Source organism: Empedobacter sp. UBA7248 (assembly GCF_002472945.1).
In the GTDB taxonomy this organism is placed as follows: domain Bacteria; phylum Bacteroidota; class Bacteroidia; order Flavobacteriales; family Weeksellaceae; genus Empedobacter; species Empedobacter falsenii_C.
Genome location: NZ_DKSU01000014.1, coordinates 25,636 through 41,083 on the forward strand (window position 1 = coordinate 25,636; position 15,448 = coordinate 41,083).

At 31.8% G+C, this 15,448-nt stretch carries 16 protein-coding genes and 1 tRNA gene; 12 read left to right on the plus strand and 5 right to left on the minus strand.

The features are described 5' to 3' along the window. The first annotated feature begins 170 nt into the window (after positions 1-170). The 9 genes from B4A23_RS12480 to B4A23_RS12520 all read left to right on the plus strand — a co-directional run bounded on the left by B4A23_RS12480 (position 171) and on the right by B4A23_RS12520 (position 10,799). Entirely contained in the window at positions 171-2,639 is a 2,469-nt protein-coding gene (locus B4A23_RS12480) for a TonB-dependent receptor (protein ID WP_286486562.1), read from the plus strand. A 417-nt stretch (positions 2,640-3,056) separates the two neighbouring features. Beyond that, complete coding sequence (locus B4A23_RS12485) at positions 3,057-5,573, plus strand: TonB-dependent receptor (RefSeq protein ID WP_291120520.1); 2,517 nt, start codon at positions 3,057-3,059, stop codon at positions 5,571-5,573. An 86-nt stretch (positions 5,574-5,659) separates the two neighbouring features. After that, positions 5,660-6,616: a S66 peptidase family protein gene (locus B4A23_RS12490; protein WP_291120522.1), complete on the plus strand. Its 957-nt coding sequence runs from the start codon at positions 5,660-5,662 to the stop codon at positions 6,614-6,616. Further along, positions 6,603-7,238: a uracil phosphoribosyltransferase gene (upp, locus tag B4A23_RS12495; RefSeq protein WP_125349581.1), complete on the plus strand. Its 636-nt coding sequence runs from the start codon at positions 6,603-6,605 to the stop codon at positions 7,236-7,238. Before B4A23_RS12490 ends, upp begins: the two co-directional genes overlap by 14 nt. A 9-nt stretch (positions 7,239-7,247) precedes the next feature. Further along, positions 7,248-7,613 (plus strand): YraN family protein, encoded by a 366-nt coding sequence (locus B4A23_RS12500; protein WP_291120524.1) that lies wholly within the window; start codon positions 7,248-7,250, stop codon positions 7,611-7,613. A gap of 9 nt (positions 7,614-7,622) precedes the next feature. Continuing rightward, positions 7,623-8,294 (plus strand): DedA family protein, encoded by a 672-nt coding sequence (locus tag B4A23_RS12505; RefSeq protein ID WP_291120526.1) that lies wholly within the window; start codon positions 7,623-7,625, stop codon positions 8,292-8,294. A 50-nt stretch (positions 8,295-8,344) separates the two neighbouring features. Beyond that, a complete protein-coding gene (locus B4A23_RS12510; protein ID WP_291120528.1) occupies positions 8,345-8,983 on the plus strand; it encodes a VTT domain-containing protein in 639 nt (212 codons plus the stop codon). Positions 8,984-9,106: 123 nt separating this feature from the next. Further along, entirely contained in the window at positions 9,107-9,628 is a 522-nt protein-coding gene (locus tag B4A23_RS12515) for a DUF4833 domain-containing protein (protein ID WP_291120530.1), read from the plus strand. Positions 9,629-9,674: 46 nt separating this feature from the next. Then, positions 9,675-10,799 carry a GNAT family N-acetyltransferase gene (locus B4A23_RS12520; RefSeq protein WP_291120532.1) on the plus strand — a complete coding sequence of 375 codons (1,125 nt, stop codon included), beginning with the start codon at positions 9,675-9,677 and terminating at the stop codon, positions 10,797-10,799. A 42-nt stretch (positions 10,800-10,841) separates the two neighbouring features. Here the strand turns inward: B4A23_RS12520 and B4A23_RS12525 are convergent, their stop codons facing one another. Beyond that, on the minus strand, positions 10,842-11,081 hold the full coding sequence (locus tag B4A23_RS12525) for a CsbD family protein (protein ID WP_280050730.1): 240 nt from the start codon (positions 11,079-11,081) through the stop codon (positions 10,842-10,844). Positions 11,082-11,424: 343 nt separating this feature from the next. After that, positions 11,425-11,506: transfer RNA gene (locus tag B4A23_RS12530), tRNA-Leu, on the minus strand. A gap of 117 nt (positions 11,507-11,623) precedes the next feature. Between B4A23_RS12530 and B4A23_RS12535 the strand changes: the two genes are divergently transcribed. From B4A23_RS12535 to B4A23_RS12545, 3 genes are all read left to right on the plus strand, one after another. Then, the gene (locus B4A23_RS12535) at positions 11,624-11,995 is read left to right on the plus strand and encodes a DUF3127 domain-containing protein (protein ID WP_038336420.1); all 372 of its coding nucleotides are present in this window, start codon (positions 11,624-11,626) and stop codon (positions 11,993-11,995) included. An 84-nt stretch (positions 11,996-12,079) separates the two neighbouring features. Next, positions 12,080-12,724 (plus strand): leucyl/phenylalanyl-tRNA--protein transferase, encoded by a 645-nt coding sequence (gene aat, locus B4A23_RS12540; protein WP_280035403.1) that lies wholly within the window; start codon positions 12,080-12,082, stop codon positions 12,722-12,724. Between the two features lies 1 nt (position 12,725). Continuing rightward, positions 12,726-13,121 carry a DUF1398 domain-containing protein gene (locus B4A23_RS12545; protein WP_291120535.1) on the plus strand — a complete coding sequence of 132 codons (396 nt, stop codon included), beginning with the start codon at positions 12,726-12,728 and terminating at the stop codon, positions 13,119-13,121. Positions 13,122-13,152: 31 nt separating this feature from the next. Here B4A23_RS12545 and B4A23_RS12550 read toward each other — a convergent pair whose 3' ends face one another. From B4A23_RS12550 to B4A23_RS12560, 3 genes are all read right to left on the minus strand, one after another. Beyond that, on the minus strand, positions 13,153-13,923 hold the full coding sequence (locus tag B4A23_RS12550; RefSeq protein ID WP_280045832.1) for a DUF3108 domain-containing protein: 771 nt from the start codon (positions 13,921-13,923) through the stop codon (positions 13,153-13,155). A 109-nt stretch (positions 13,924-14,032) separates the two neighbouring features. Beyond that, on the minus strand, positions 14,033-14,323 hold the full coding sequence (locus B4A23_RS12555; RefSeq protein WP_114998704.1) for a NifU family protein: 291 nt from the start codon (positions 14,321-14,323) through the stop codon (positions 14,033-14,035). Positions 14,324-14,337: 14 nt separating this feature from the next. Then, on the minus strand, positions 14,338-15,438 hold the full coding sequence (locus B4A23_RS12560) for an Mrp/NBP35 family ATP-binding protein (protein ID WP_114998705.1): 1,101 nt from the start codon (positions 15,436-15,438) through the stop codon (positions 14,338-14,340). Between the last annotated feature and the right edge of the window lie 10 nt (positions 15,439-15,448).

Genomic DNA, 15,448 nt, shown 5'->3' on the forward strand with positions numbered 1-15,448 from the left:
ATTATATTGTCTAATTTATTACTTTAATAAAAAATATTCTTTTTAAAAATTGATGTAATAATTAATAATTAAGTTGATGGTGGTTTTTGTAAAAATTTACCATAATTTAACAATAATCTCATTTAAAGTATAGAAATTTGCGGAAGTAAACTTTTAAACTATTTCATAAGATGAGGTTAAACTCAACTAAGCTTTTACTTGTAGGAGCTTTTGCCTTAATGGCATCATTATCTTTCGCCCAAGTTGTTGAACCAACAGATTCTACAAAGGTTGAACAGGACGAAAATGTATCTTTAGGAGAAACATTAATCATTGGTAAAGGGGTTATCGATTTAGCAGATGATCGTAAAACACCAATTGCAGCTACAACGATAACAAAAGAAGTTATTGAACAAAAAGTAGGAGCTAATGATATCACGCAAGCTTTCGTTAATACACCTTCTATTTATGTTGCTGGACAAGCGGGAGGTTTCGGAGATTCTCGTGTTATTACTCGTGGTTTTGATCAATCAAATACTGCTTTCTTGTTAAACGGACAACCGATTAATGGTATGGAAGATGGTAAAGTATATTGGTCTAACTGGTCTGGTATGACAGATATTGCAAATGCAGTTCAGATTCAACGTGGTTTAGGATCTTCTAAATTAGCTATTTCATCAGTTGGTGGTACTTACAACTTCGTAACAAAAGCTACTGAGAAAAAAGAAGGAGGTTTCTTTAGTGCAGGTATTGCAAATGATGATTACTACAAAACGACATTGGCTTATAACACAGGTTTAATCAACAATAAATTTGGTGTTTCTGTAATGATGACACACTGGCAAGGTAACGGATACAATGACGGTACTAAAGGTCAAGGTCAAAACTATTTCATCTCTTTAGGTTACAAACCTTCAGAAAAACACACATTAAACTTATTATTTACAGGTGCTCCTCAATGGCATGACCAAAACTATTCTAAATCTTTATCAGATTTATTAAAATACGGTCGTAAATACAACAACAATACAGGTTACTTAAATGGTGAGTTATTCAACGAAAGAAGAAACTACTATCACAAACCAATTGCTAACTTAAACTGGGATTGGGATATTAATGATAAAACATCTTTATCTACAGTATTATATGCTTCATGGGGACGTGGAGGAGGAACTGGAACTGCTACAACAACAGATAAAGCATATCCAACAACTTCACCAGGTAGAGATGAAAATGGATTGAAAAAAATCCAAGAGATGTATGATAAACAGTTAGCTGCTGGCGGAAGATCAGGTTATGGTATTCGTCAATCTGTAAATAACCACCAATGGTATGGTTTAGTATCTAACTTAAATCACAAATTTACAGACGAATTAAGTTTAAATGTAGGATTTGATTTAAGAACATATAAAGGAGAACACTTCCAACAGTTATCTAACTTAATGGGAGGTGATTATATGTTTGAGACAAGAAACAAACGTTATCCTAAAGGATATGAAGTGAGTGAAACTTTCTCTACTAATCCTTGGAAAGCATTAAGTGACTTTACAGATAACGCTTTACAAAAATGGTCTTACGATTATAGTGAAAGAATTAACTATGGTGGTATGTTTGCTCAAATAGAGTATGCGAAAGATAATTTTTCAGCTTTCTTCCAAGGAGCAGTTTCTAATCAATCGAATCAACGTTGGGATTATTTTCAATACGATGCAGCAAATGAAAAGTCTGAGAAACTAAATAACTGGGGTTATAATGTAAAAGGTGGAGCAAGTTATACAATTGCAGATAATCATAAAGTTTTTGCTAATGCAGGATATTATTCTCGTCAACCATTTCATGATAATTTATTCATGAACTACAAAAATGATGTAAATAGAAATGCAGAAAACGAAAAAATCTTAGGTTTAGAACTTGGATATAAATTTAAATCTAGAAATTTCTGGGCAAACTTAAATGCATATTATACAACTTGGGAAAACCGTGTAACTGGATCTTCAACAGAGGTTACAGCTAACAATCAAGCAACTTATCCAACAGCTCCATTAGGGTCTTATGTATATTTTGTTAACCAAGGTGTAAAACAAGAACACAAAGGTTTAGAATTAGAGATGTCTTACAAGCCTCTTAGAACATTAGAATTTAAAGGTTTTGCTTCGTTAGGAGATTGGAAATACAAAGGTGCTACAATTTCAAATGTTTATGATGAGAGTCAAAACTTATTGAAAACTACGAAGGAAGATTTAAATGGATTAAAAGTTGGTGATGCAGCTCAAACACAATTCGGTTTAGGAGTAGCTTACGAATTCTTGAAAGGTCTTTCTGTTGATGCAGATTATAGATATAATGGAGATTTATACGGATCTAGAACTACAGCAGTTAATGCAAATACAAAAGATAATGGTTCTGGAAACTTAGAATTACCATCTTACAATATTATGGATGCTGGTATTACTTGGAACTATAAATTGACTAACAGAAATAGATTAACTTTACGTTTCAACGTAAACAATGTATTTAACCACATTTATATTTCTGAAGCAACTACAAACTATCAAGCAGATTACAAAGGAGCTGATACATATAAAGGAATTAACGTAAACAACCAAGTTTATTTCGGATACGGAAGAACATGGAGTGCTTCTGTTAAAATTACTCTTTAAGATTAATAAAACTTATTATATTATGAAAGCGGACTTATTTTTAAGTCCGCTTTTTTTGGTGCTTGCTGTAAATTAATAAGTTAAATGATATAATTATATAAATTTTAGTTTGTACTGGTTCTAAATAAATTAGTTTATTGTATATTTATACATTTAGTGCTGTATATTAATTCTTAAATATTTTTATATCTCTAATTATTAATAAAATATTGTATAAAATTTATATTGTTTTTTTATAATTAATGTAATTATGTGGTTAAAATATTATTATATGCACTTAAAAGAATGGTAAGTGTTAAATTTATTTAAAATTTATTTTTAGTGTAATAATTATTCTATATTAGTTATCTTTTTTGAAGGTTTTAACATTTAAACATTGCACCTTTGCAGCGGTAAACATTTAAACTATTTCATAAGATGAGGTTAAACTCAGTAAAGCTTTTATTAGTAGGAGCTTTTGCCTTAACGGCATCATTATCTTTCGCTCAAGTTGTTGAACCAACAGATTCTACAAAGGTTGAACAAGACGAAAATGTATCTTTAAGTGAAACATTAATCATTGGTAAAGGTGTAATCGATGTAACAGAGAATCGTAAGACTCCTGTTGCTTCTACAGTTATTACAAGAGAGGAAATCCTTGATAAAGGAGTTGGAAATGTAGAATTTCCAGAATTATTAAAAAATTCGCCATCTATTTATGTTGCGGACCAAGCTTCAGGTTTTGGTGATGCAAAAATGTATATGCGTGGTTTTGATCAATCAAATACTGCTTTCTTATTGAATGGGCAACCAATCAACGGAATGGATAACGGTAGTTTATATTGGTCAAACTGGCAGTCTGTTTCTGATATTGCAAATGTTATTGATTCTCAACGTGGTTTAGGATCTTCAAAATTAGCTATTTCTTCTGTTGGAGGAACTGTAAATATCGTAACAAAAGCTACTGAGAAAAAAGAAGGAGGTTTTGTACGTTACTTAACAGGTAACGATTCATACCAAAAACAAACTATTGGTTATAATACAGGTATGAAAGGTAAATGGGGTGCTTCATTTATGTTTGATAACTGGTCTGCTCACAGAAGTTTTGCACGTGGAACAGAAGGTAAAGGTCAATCTTACTTTGTTTCTGTAGGTTTCAAACCAAATGCACGTCATACATTCAACTTTATGATTTTTGGTGCTCCACAAGAACATGGTCAGAACTATTCTAAACCAATGGATACTCAATATCGTAATATTAAAGTTAATGGTGTAAATAAAAGTATTATTGCAACTCCAGGTTATGATATTACGGGTCGCTTAGGAAACTCTAACTATGGTTTCTATAATGGAGAATCTTTATCTGCTAAAACAAACTATTATCATAAACCAGTAGCTAACTTAAACTGGGATTTTACAATTAACGAAAACTTGTCTTTGTCTACAGTGATTTATGCATCTACTGGTACAGGAGGAGGAACAAGTACTTTAGGTAATGGTCCTGGATATACTGATGGAGGTTATAAATCTAATGGAGAAATTGATTGGGATGTAATAGCAGCGAAGAATCAAGAATTAAAAGATGGAATTTCTAATGGAAATAACGGAACTGTTTTAGCTTCTTCAGTAAATAATCACTTTTGGTACGGAGGAGTTTCTAACTTAACTTTTGATACAAAAAAAGGTTTTGTATTTAATGTAGGTACAGATTTACGTTTCTACCAAGGGGAACACTATCAACAATTAAATAATTTATTAGGAGCTTCTGGTCGTGCTGCATCTAATGTACAACGTTCTTCAGATTATGTTGTTAATAAAACTTTCAGCTCAAGCCCTTGGAATTCTTTATTCAATAGAGCTAAACATAGTGAGAGAATTGGATTTGATAATTCAGAGAGAATTAACTACCAAGGTTTCTTTGGACAAGCTGAATACTCAAACGAATTATTCTCAGCATTCTTTCAAGGTGCTTTATCTTGGCAAGAGTATGAAAAATATGATAACTGGAACTATACTGCAGAATCTGCAGAAAAACAAGGTATCAAATTCAAAAACGGTAAAGCTTATTCAGGTGAGCGCACAGAAATTGGTTATAATTTAAAAGCTGGTTTCTCTATCAATTTAAATAAAGAAAATAGTGTTTTTGTTAATGGAGGTAAATATTCTCGTCAACCATATTTAAATAATATGTTTGTACGTAATACAGTTACTTTTGTAGATCCAACAGTTAAAAATGAAGAGATTCAAAGTGTTGAAGCAGGTTACCGTTACAAAACTCGTACATTAAGAGTTAATGTGAATGCATATTACACTGAATGGGATAATAGAGCAGATACTTACAACGATAGAGATTTTACAGATGCTAATGGTTTAGTACACTCTAATGTTCGTTATTTATTAAATAATTTATCTCAAGTACACAAAGGTTTAGAGGTTGATTTTGATGCTAAAGTAACGCGTGATTGGACAATTAGAGGTTATGCTTCTGCAGGAGATTGGAGATACCAAGGAGCTTTCACATATCAAATTCAAGATACAGATACGCAAGAAATTGTTGCTGGATCAGAAAATGGAAAAGGTAACTTAGACGGTGTAAGAGTTGGTAATGCAGCACAATTTACATTTGGTATGGGTACTAAAGTTAAAGTAACAAAAGCTTTATCTTTTGATACAGACTTCAACTACTACGCTCGTTTATATGAAAATGTAAATGTAGCTGATGTAGCAAAAGCAAATATTAAAGGAGATGCTTACAAAAATGCAAGTATTAGCCCATTTGCTACAGTAGATTTAGGAATGTCTTACAACTTTAAAATTACAAATAGTCAATCTATTAAATTTAGAGGTAACATCAAAAACTTATTCAATGATCAATACATTTCTCGTAAAGATAACTACGGTTACTTCTGGGGGAATGGAAGAACTTGGAATGCAGGTGTAACTTATAATTTCTAAGAAATATTTCATTATCATAACAAAAAGACGAACGCTTGTAGTTCGTCTTTTTTTTGTGTTTACCTTTACTAAAATTTTATAGAAAAATGATTCAACCCGATTTTCTAAAAGAAGGTGATAAAATAGCAATTGTTGCGCCAGCAAAACGAATGTTACAAGGCGAGTTGGATGAAGCAATAGACTTAATAAAATCGTGGAAATTGATTCCTGTACTAGGAAAAAATATTTATGCTGAATATGATTTTGGCTACAAATATGCTGGAACAGATGAAATCAGAACCGAAGATTTTCAATGGGCGTTGGATGAACCTGAAATCAAAGCGATTTGGTGCGCGCGTGGTGGATATGGTTCAGTAAAAATTATCGATGAATTAGATTTAACGAATTTCAAACAATCTCCAAAATGGATTATTGGTTATTCTGATATCACTGTTTTTCACAATCATTTTAACCGATTAGGTTTTCAGACAATTCATGGTGTTACAGCGAAGAAATTAGCAAATACCGAATATCATCCAACATCCTATCAAAGTGTTTACGAAGCGTTGTTTGGACATGAAATTAATTACGAAATTCAATCAAATGTTTACAATAATTTAGGTGAAGCAAACGGAGAATTAATTGGAGGAAATCTTTCAATTGTGTATTCACTTTTGGGGAGCGAATCTGCGATTACAAATCCTTCGGATAAGATTTTATTTTTAGAAGATTGGTTCGAGAATTGGTATGCAGTTGATCGAATCTTGATGAATCTTAAACGCAACGGAATTCTTACTCATGTAAAAGGAATTATTTTAGGAAACTTTACGCACATGGATACGGAAGAAGAAAATGCTGATAACTACAATCATCCATTCGATCCAAAAACGTATGAAGTCGTTCATAGTTTTACAAAAAAATTAAATATTCCAGTAGCTTTCGGATTTCCTGCAGGGCATACAGGTCACAATGTTGCGCTAAAAATGGGTGCAAAAGTTCAGCTAAATGTTACTTCAAATAATGTAACTTTGCACCATTATACAAACAAATATGAAACAAGATAATTTAACAGTCATTACTCACCCGTTGGTAAAAGCAAAAATTACGCAAATGCGTGATAAAAACACAACAACGAAAGAATTTGGTGAATTAGTAGACGAAATTTCAGGTTTAATGTGTTATGAAATTACACGTAACATCGAGCTTGAAGAAGTAGAAGTTGAAACGCCAATTATCAAAACAATCGGTTACAAATTAAAAGGAAATGATATGGCTATTGTTCCAATTTTACGTGCTGGATTGGGAATGGTAAAAGGAATTCATCAATTAATTCCAACAGCTAAAGTTGGTCATATTGGGCTTTACCGCGATCATGATACATTACAACCAGTTGAATACTTGTGTAAACTCCCAACTGATTTAGATTCTCGCGATGTGATTTTGGTTGATCCAATGTTAGCAACTGGAGGTTCTGCAATCAAAGCAATCGAAATTCTAAAAGAGAAAGGAGCGAAATCTGTTCGTTTGGCTTGTTTAGTTGGTTGTCCAGAAGGAGTGGAGGCAGTACAAAATGTTTATCCAGAAGTTCCAATTTTCTTGGCTGCTTTGGATGAAAAATTGAATGAAAATGGATATATCGTTCCAGGTTTAGGTGATGCTGGAGATCGTTTGTACGGGACAAAATAATTTTTTTGAATGAGTATTAGTTACGATTTCGGGAAAGAAGCAGAAGATTTTGCCGTTAATTATTTAATCCAAAATGGATACAAAATATTGGCTCGAAATTATTTTTTCAGAAAAGCCGAAATCGATATTATTGTTCAATTTGAAAATGAGATTGTTATTATAGAGGTTAAGAGTCGTACTTCAAATTATGTTGCGGAGCCAGAAAGTTCTGTTAACACAAAGAAGAAGAAATTGTTAATTCTTGCCGCAGATGATTTTATTCAGAAAAATAATTTTATTTCTGAGGTAAGATTTGATATTTTAGCACTTTTAAAAAAACAACAATCTTGGAGCGTAAATCATATCAAAAATGCATTTAATGCTTCGGAAATTTAATCAACTTTTATGGAAGTATTTATGAGTCTTTTTGACTTTATTATGCATATCGACCAGCATTTAGCAGAGTTTGCAAATGAATATGGTTTATGGCTGTATGCAATTTTATTTTTAATCATTTTCGTGGAAACAGGTGTTGTTGTGATGCCATTTTTACCTGGAGATTCATTGTTGTTTGCGGCAGGTATGTTGGCTGCGCAAGAAACAAATAATATGAATGTGTGGATTATGATTGCAATTCTTTTGGTGGCCGCCATACTTGGTGATACCTTGAATTATACCATCGGAAAGAAAGTTGGTTACAAAGCAACTAAAGTTAAGATTTTTGGTAAAAATTTCATCCAAGAAGAACATATTAATAAAACGCACGAATTCTACGAAAAATACGGTTCTAAAACCATTGTAATTGCGCGTTTTGTACCAATCGTAAGAACTTTAGCGCCTTTCGTTGCAGGAATCGGACGAATGGGATACTCTATTTTTATTACATATAATGTGATTGGAGCTGTGTTATGGGTTGTTGGTTTAACGCTTATTGGATATTTCTTAGGAAACATCGAATGGGTTCAAAAGAATTTTTCTAAAGTAATTTTAGGAATAACAATCGTTTCAATACTTCCAATTTTTGTAGAAATTATCAAAGAAAAGTTCGGCAAAAAAAAGATTGCTGAACAAGAATAACAATAAAAAATTAACTCGACTTCGGTCGAGTTTTTTTATACCTTTAAATCATGGAAATTTTAGATTACATACTACATATCGATAAATATTTAGAAACCATTTTGAATGATTATCAAAACTGGTTTTACTTGATTTTGTTTCTTTTAATCTTTATCGAAACAGGTTTAGTTGTCATGCCTTTTTTACCAGGTGATTCGCTTTTATTTGCGGCAGGAATGTTGGCTGCAGCTTTTCCAGATCAACTTAATATTTATATCGTATTAGGTTTGCTTTGGTTTGCAGCGATTGCGGGCGATACAGTCAATTATACGATTGGTAAAACCTTGGGAACGAAATTAGTTACAGCCAAAATTTTCGGTAAACGAATTATTAAAGACTCTGCTATTCAAAAGACCGAAGATTTTTTTACAAAATACGGCTCTAAAACGATTGTAATTGCACGTTTTGTTCCGATTGTAAGAACGCTTGCGCCTTTCGTTGCAGGAATTTCTAAAATGCATTATGGTACATTTATTAAATATAATTTCATCGGTGGAACAATTTGGGTTTTCGGGATTACATTGGCTGGATATTTCCTTGGAACAATCCCATTTATCAAAAACAATTTTGAAATTGTTGTCATGGCAATTATTGTGTTTTCTTTAGTTCCGATTATTATTGAATTCGTAAAAGAGAAAATGAAGAAATAAAAATTTCCGCAAGATTTTCTTGATCGAAATAATATTGAACAAGTTAAAGTTTCGAAACTTTTTATTTGGATTTAGATAATCATTCAAATAATTCATATCTTCTATCCTAAAAAATATCAACCAATGAAAAACCTATTAATTATTTGCTCTATCCTTTTTTCTTTTGTTGTAAATGCACAACAAGGTTATCCCGTTCCTCCAAAATCAGAAAATAGACTATTTTATATTCAGCATAACGACAATCAAAATACGTTTGTTTACGATGCGCTTTTTTCGAGCAAAGGAATTTTGAATGATGATAATCCAGTTGATATTTATCGTATTCTTTATGCTGAAGATGGTTCAAAAAAGCCCTTGACTTCTATACAAAAGAAATTGGCATATGGTTTAGATATTAAGAAAATTGAAAAGAATATTTATCAATTGGCTTTGGTTTCTTATCCAATTCAAAAATTAACGCTTAAGCTTGATTTTCAGAAAAATCCAATTGTTCAAACAACTGTTAATAACAAGTTGATAACCTTGAATCGTGTTTTCTTGAAACAGAAGAAAGGAACTGCTGGAATCTCCGTAAAGCTTGATTATATTTTATTTTACGGAAAAGATAAAAATGGAAAATCTGTAGAAGAGAAAATTGTTCTCTAAAAAAATCTTCCTAAATTAGAATCTGTTAGACGCAATTTAATAGCATATGATCGAAGTAAGAGAGGTGAATACGCCAAGTGAAATGAAAAAATTTGTCGATTTACCTTTTGAAGTGTATAAAGATAATCCGTATTGGGTACCTTCTTTAAAAAAAGATGAACTCGCAAGTTTTGATAAAAACAATGCAATTTTTGAGACGGTAGAAGCAAAATATTTTTTGGCTTACAAAGGCGAAAAAGTGGTTGGACGAATTGTTTCAATTATTAATTGGACCGAAGTAAAAGAACTTGGAAAGACTAAAATTCGGTTTGGTTGGTTAGTTTTTAAAGATGATATCAACATTTTGAAAGCTTTATTAACAACTGTTGAAAACATTGCTAAAAAATATAAACTGAGTTATATAGAAGGTCCGATGGGATTTTCGAATATGGATAAAGCTGGATTATTAACAGAAGGATTTGATAAAGTTGCCACTCTAATCGGTTTATATAATTACGAATATTATCCAACATATTTACAAGAATTAGGTTATCAACCAAAAGCCGAATGGTTAGAATATTCTATTGATATTACGAATTTGGGCAAGGTAAAGCAAATGGATAAATTGTGCGAAATGCTCAAAAAACGTTACGAAATTGATACGTATAAATTTGAAACAATTGACGAAATGTTGCCTTATGTTGATGAGATGTTCGATTTGTTGAATGTGACGTATGCAGAGTTGCAAAGTTTTGTTCCGATAGAAAAATTTCAGGTTGAACATTACAAAAAGAAATATCTAAAATTTATTCATCCTGATTTTATTTCGTGTGTAAAAGATAAAAACAACAAAATGATTGCTTTTGCGATTACGATGCCTTCATTTTCGAAAGCTTTCCAGAAAACGAAAGGAAAATTATTTCCATTTGGTTGGTGGCACTTGATGCAAGCCCAAAAAAAGAACGATCATGTCGAGTTTTATTTGATTGGAATTGATCCTCATTATCAAAATAAAGGTGTAAATGCCTTGATTTTTAAAGAACTTTATGATCGATTTATAGCAAGAGGAATTAAAACTTTAGAAACGAATCCTTTGCTTGAGGAAAATACAAAAGTGCAACAACTATGGAAAAACTTTGATCCTGTTATCCATAAACGTAGAAAAACATTTTATAAAAATATAGAAGCATAAAAAAATGGTTAGAACCTAAATTCTAACCATTTTCTATATCAACTAAGCTTGTGGTTGATTATTTTTCGCATTATCTTCTGCATCATCATCTGTGTCAACCCAATCTCTAATTGTACTTTCAATTTCTTCGATTGTTTTTCCTGTTTTTTCTTGAATTTTTCCAACGATATCGTCAAATTTTCCATTCAAAAAAGTATCATCATCATCAAACCAATCTCCAAATTTTTGTTTAACAGATCCTTTGATTTGATTCCATTTTCCTTCTAATTGTAATTTGTCCATAATTTTTGTTTTATAAGTTGTTAATAGATTTGTTATCTATAACGAACAAATATTAAACCATAGATAATGAAATAATTATAAATTAATGTTAAAAAAAATGAAGAATAATTTCCTTAGAAAACTGCGAAGTAAATCAAAATTATGATGATAATAACAACCACTATAAATTCAAAAATGGGGATAGTTCTCCCTCCAGATTTCAAATTTCTTTTTCTTTTCGAATACATACCAAACCAACTTATAACCAAATAATGATCTAAATTTATGAAAAATATTATAAATCATTAGAAAACAATAAATCATAAAAAAAGACTTTGAAAATATTTCAAAGTCTTTTCTGTTGTACGGGCGGGGAGACTCGAACTCCCACACCTTGCGGCACTAGATCCTAAGTCTAGCGTGTCTACCAATTCCACCACGCCCGCTAAAATCTCACCGATTTGGATTGCAAATATACACAAGTTTTCTTTCTAACAAAATTTCGAAATAAAATTTTTTTAATCTTTTTTTACATTCTAAATTTGTACAAAGCTTTTACAAAAATGGAAATTACAGGAAGAATTAAAAAAGTATTTGAAACTCAAAATATTACTGCAAGTTTCAAGAAAAGAGAATTCGTTGTTACAACGCAAGAACAATATCCACAAGATATTTTAATTGAGCTTACACAAGATAAGACAGACGTGTTGAATGCTTACAAACCTGGTGATGAAGTGAAAGTTTCTATCAACATTCGTGGTCGCGAGTGGGTGAACCCAGAAGGTGTAGCAAGATATTTCAATACAATCCAAGCGTGGAGAATTGAAAATATGGCAAATGCAGCTGCACAAGCACCTCAAGGTTACGATAATTTTGCACCAGCGCCTCCAGTAGATACTTTTTCTAACGGAGATGATGATGATTTACCATTCTAAGGAAAACAAAACATCAATTAATACTAAACGTGTTCTTTATTGGACACGTTTTTTTAATTTTATATAAATTATACACAAAACGATATGTATTGGTTAAGTTCTGATTTAATCTTTCCTGATTACGATGAAGTGAATAGTGAGGGAATTATAGCTGTTGGAGGAGATCTTTCGCCAGAACGCTTAATTTTGGCTTATCAGAAAGGAATTTTCCCTTGGTTTAATGAAGAAGATCCAATTATTTGGTGGTTTCCTCAAGATCGATTTGTTTTGTTTCCAGAAAATTTGCATGTTTCGAAATCGATGAAGAAAGTTTTTCGAGATCAAACATTTACCTATTCAGAGAATAAAGCGTTTCGAGAAGTGATTACAAATTGTTCGCAAGCGTATAGAAAAGATCAGGACGGAACATGGATTACGAATGATATGATCGAAGCATATTGTACGTTACATGAAATGGGAATTGCAAAAAGTATCGAAGTTTGGCAAAACGACGAATTGGTTGGTGGTTTTTATGGAATTGATATAGGCGATATTTTTTGTGGAGAAAGTATGTTTGCGAAAGTAAGCAATGCTTCCAAAGCGGGTTTTATACAGTTTGTTGCAAAATATCACAAGAAATATAAATTGATCGATTGTCAGGTTTATACCGAACATTTAGCGAGTTTGGGTGCAATGGAAATTCCGAGTGATGTTTTTTTGGAATATTTAGAACATAATCAATCAAAATAATATGAAAAAATTTACAGTTGCCAATATAGAAAAAGCACATGAAAAAGTGAAATCTGGAGCAGATTTTCCGAATTATATCAAAGAGATAAAATCGTTAGGCGTTATAGCTTTCGAGACTTGGGTGGTAGATAGTCATACAAATTATTTTGGGACAGATAATTTTGAAACGACTTCTGATACACAATACGATGATTTAATGATTGAAGATGATGTAAATATTGAGAAATTTACAACATATCTAAAAATTCATCAAAAAGGTGAAACAGATTATTTTACATTTTGTAAGCATTGTGCAGAAACAGGCATAGAGAAATGGATTGTTTCTTTAGATAATTATACTTGTACTTATTTTGACAAAAACGGAAACACAATATTAAATGAAAAAATCCCGCATTAATAGCGGGATTTTTTTATGATTTACAATCAGTTTACTTCGTAAAAGTAATTGGATATTTTAAATTACTATATTCGTTAAGATCTGCATTTAATGATCCAACTAATAGTCCAGCTTTTATTTTTAATGGAACTAAGTTATCATCGTCAGAAACCCACATTGTAACCGATTCTGATTCTTTGAAAACACGACCAGATTGTACGTAAGGACGAATTTTGATTGCTGCAATTTTCCCGAATTTTGTTTTTAGGGTTTCACGTCCCAAAACTTTCAATCGAAATTTAAGCGTTTCATCACCAAGAAAAATATTTTCGTTCAAATAATCTCCTGTTTTAAGAGTGGCATGATTGGCATTACGTAAGCTATAAAAAGCAGAAAGTAAATCTTGCGCATCGTACGGAATTGTTTCTGTTGTGACTTTTCCATCTCGTTTATTTTCAACTTTTGCTTTTCTATTGGCATGATCAAAATAATAGATTTGATGACGTTTGTAACTTCCTTCTACAATATTTCGAACAAATTTTGTTGGTTTCAAATCTGTTTTGTCAATATATGATTCGTAATTATCATCTACCTTAAAAAAAGCACGTACCGCACCAGTAGAAGTTCCTTTTCCTACGATATGAAAATGACTTTTTCCGTTCAATGTAGCTTCTTTTACATCAATTGATGCGAAGCCTGCATTCAATCCAGAATAATGAACTCTAAATTTTAGATTTTCGCCAACTTTGTAGTTGTTTTGAGCATTTAAAGGCAATGCAAATGAAAGGATAATAAAAGTAAAAAATAAAATATATTTTTTCATTTTGAATTTTTGGTTTTGAGGTTAAGATTCAAATTGTTTGCCAAAAATAATAAAACGCCTTTATAAATTGATATAAAGGCGTTTTAATTTATGAGAATCTAATGATATTCTAATTTTCTTCTTTTAAGGAAGATATTTGATCTGCTTCAGTTGAAGTTTCAAAATCTGAAACATTGATAACCGAAACAATTTCTGGAACATATTTTTTGATGGTCATTTCAACACCTGACTTTAAGGTCATTTGGTTGACAGAACATGCTATACATGCACCTGTAAGGCGAACTTTTACAATATTATCTTCTACAGATACTAATTCGATATCGCCTCCATCTGAATTTAAGAATGGTCTAATTTCAGTTAAGGCCTTTTCAACTTCTGAATATTTTTCTTCTGGAGTCATGATCTTTTACTTTTTTAATTTTTTGCCGAACAACCTGCCATCGTTGTAATACGGACAGCTTCTGTTGGAGGCAAAGTATTGTTACGTTCTACTAAACTTTGTACTGCGTTACGTGCAATTTCTTTGTAAACATTAGCTACAACAGTATCTTCTTGCATTGCAGCTGGACGACCAACGTCAGCAGCTTCGCGAATAGATTGTACAATTGGAATTTCGCCTAAGAAAGGAACACCAATTTGTTCTGCTAAGTTCTTTGCACCATTTTGTCCAAAGATATAATATTTGTTGTTAGGTAATTCTTCTGGTGTAAAATACGCCATATTTTCTACAATTCCTAAAACTGGAACATTAATCGCTTCCATTTGGAACATTCCAACTCCTTTTTTCGCATCTGCTAATGCAATATTTTGAGGTGTAGAAACCACAACTGCTCCTGTAATTGGAACTTGTTGAACGATAGATAAATGAATATCACCTGTTCCTGGAGGTAAATCGATTAATAAGAAATCTAATTCTCCCCAATGTGCATCACGAATCATTTGATTTAATGCTTTTGCAGCCATCGGTCCTCTCCAAACAATTGCTTGATCTGTATCAGCAAAGAAACCAATTGATAATAACTTGATTCCGTAAGCTTCTACTGGTTTTATTTTCGTTTTTCCATTAACTTCTACAGAATATGGACGAGCATCTTGACAATCGAACATAATTGGCATAGAAGGTCCGTAGATATCAGCATCTAATAAACCAACTTTGAATCCCATGTTTGCTAAACTTATTGCTAAGTTTGATGAAACAGTAGATTTACCAACACCACCTTTTCCTGATGCTACAGCGATAATATTTTTAACACCTGGCAATTCTGAACCTTTGATTTCGTTCGGATTTTTTTCTTCAACTTCAACAGAAATGTTAAGTTTAAGATTTGACTCAGGTAAATTTTCTTTAAATGCATTTTTCAACGCAATTTCCAAACGCTTGCGTTCGTGCATTGCAGGCGAAGGAGAAACAATATCCAAAATAATATCATTTCCCATCACTTGAGCGTTACGCATCCAATTGCGAATACCCAATTCTTCTAATACTTGATATATTTGATCTCTTGTGTAAGCCATCTTTTAAATT

Coding starts and splice junctions, on each gene's coding strand:
- B4A23_RS12480 (WP_286486562.1), top strand. CDS start 171: ATGAGGTTAAACTCAACTAAGCTTTTACTTGTAGGAGCTTTTGCCTTA.
- B4A23_RS12485 (WP_291120520.1), top strand. CDS start 3,057: ATGAGGTTAAACTCAGTAAAGCTTTTATTAGTAGGAGCTTTTGCCTTA.
- B4A23_RS12490 (WP_291120522.1), top strand. CDS start 5,660: ATGATTCAACCCGATTTTCTAAAAGAAGGTGATAAAATAGCAATTGTT.
- upp (WP_125349581.1), top strand. CDS start 6,603: ATGAAACAAGATAATTTAACAGTCATTACTCACCCGTTGGTAAAAGCA.
- B4A23_RS12500 (WP_291120524.1), top strand. CDS start 7,248: ATGAGTATTAGTTACGATTTCGGGAAAGAAGCAGAAGATTTTGCCGTT.
- B4A23_RS12505 (WP_291120526.1), top strand. CDS start 7,623: ATGGAAGTATTTATGAGTCTTTTTGACTTTATTATGCATATCGACCAG.
- B4A23_RS12510 (WP_291120528.1), top strand. CDS start 8,345: ATGGAAATTTTAGATTACATACTACATATCGATAAATATTTAGAAACC.
- B4A23_RS12515 (WP_291120530.1), top strand. CDS start 9,107: ATGAAAAACCTATTAATTATTTGCTCTATCCTTTTTTCTTTTGTTGTA.
- B4A23_RS12520 (WP_291120532.1), top strand. CDS start 9,675: ATGATCGAAGTAAGAGAGGTGAATACGCCAAGTGAAATGAAAAAATTT.
- B4A23_RS12525 (WP_280050730.1), bottom strand. CDS start 11,081: ATGGACAAATTACAATTAGAAGGAAAATGGAATCAAATCAAAGGATCT.
- B4A23_RS12535 (WP_038336420.1), top strand. CDS start 11,624: ATGGAAATTACAGGAAGAATTAAAAAAGTATTTGAAACTCAAAATATT.
- aat (WP_280035403.1), top strand. CDS start 12,080: ATGTATTGGTTAAGTTCTGATTTAATCTTTCCTGATTACGATGAAGTG.
- B4A23_RS12545 (WP_291120535.1), top strand. CDS start 12,726: ATGAAAAAATTTACAGTTGCCAATATAGAAAAAGCACATGAAAAAGTG.
- B4A23_RS12550 (WP_280045832.1), bottom strand. CDS start 13,923: ATGAAAAAATATATTTTATTTTTTACTTTTATTATCCTTTCATTTGCA.
- B4A23_RS12555 (WP_114998704.1), bottom strand. CDS start 14,323: ATGACTCCAGAAGAAAAATATTCAGAAGTTGAAAAGGCCTTAACTGAA.
- B4A23_RS12560 (WP_114998705.1), bottom strand. CDS start 15,438: ATGGCTTACACAAGAGATCAAATATATCAAGTATTAGAAGAATTGGGT.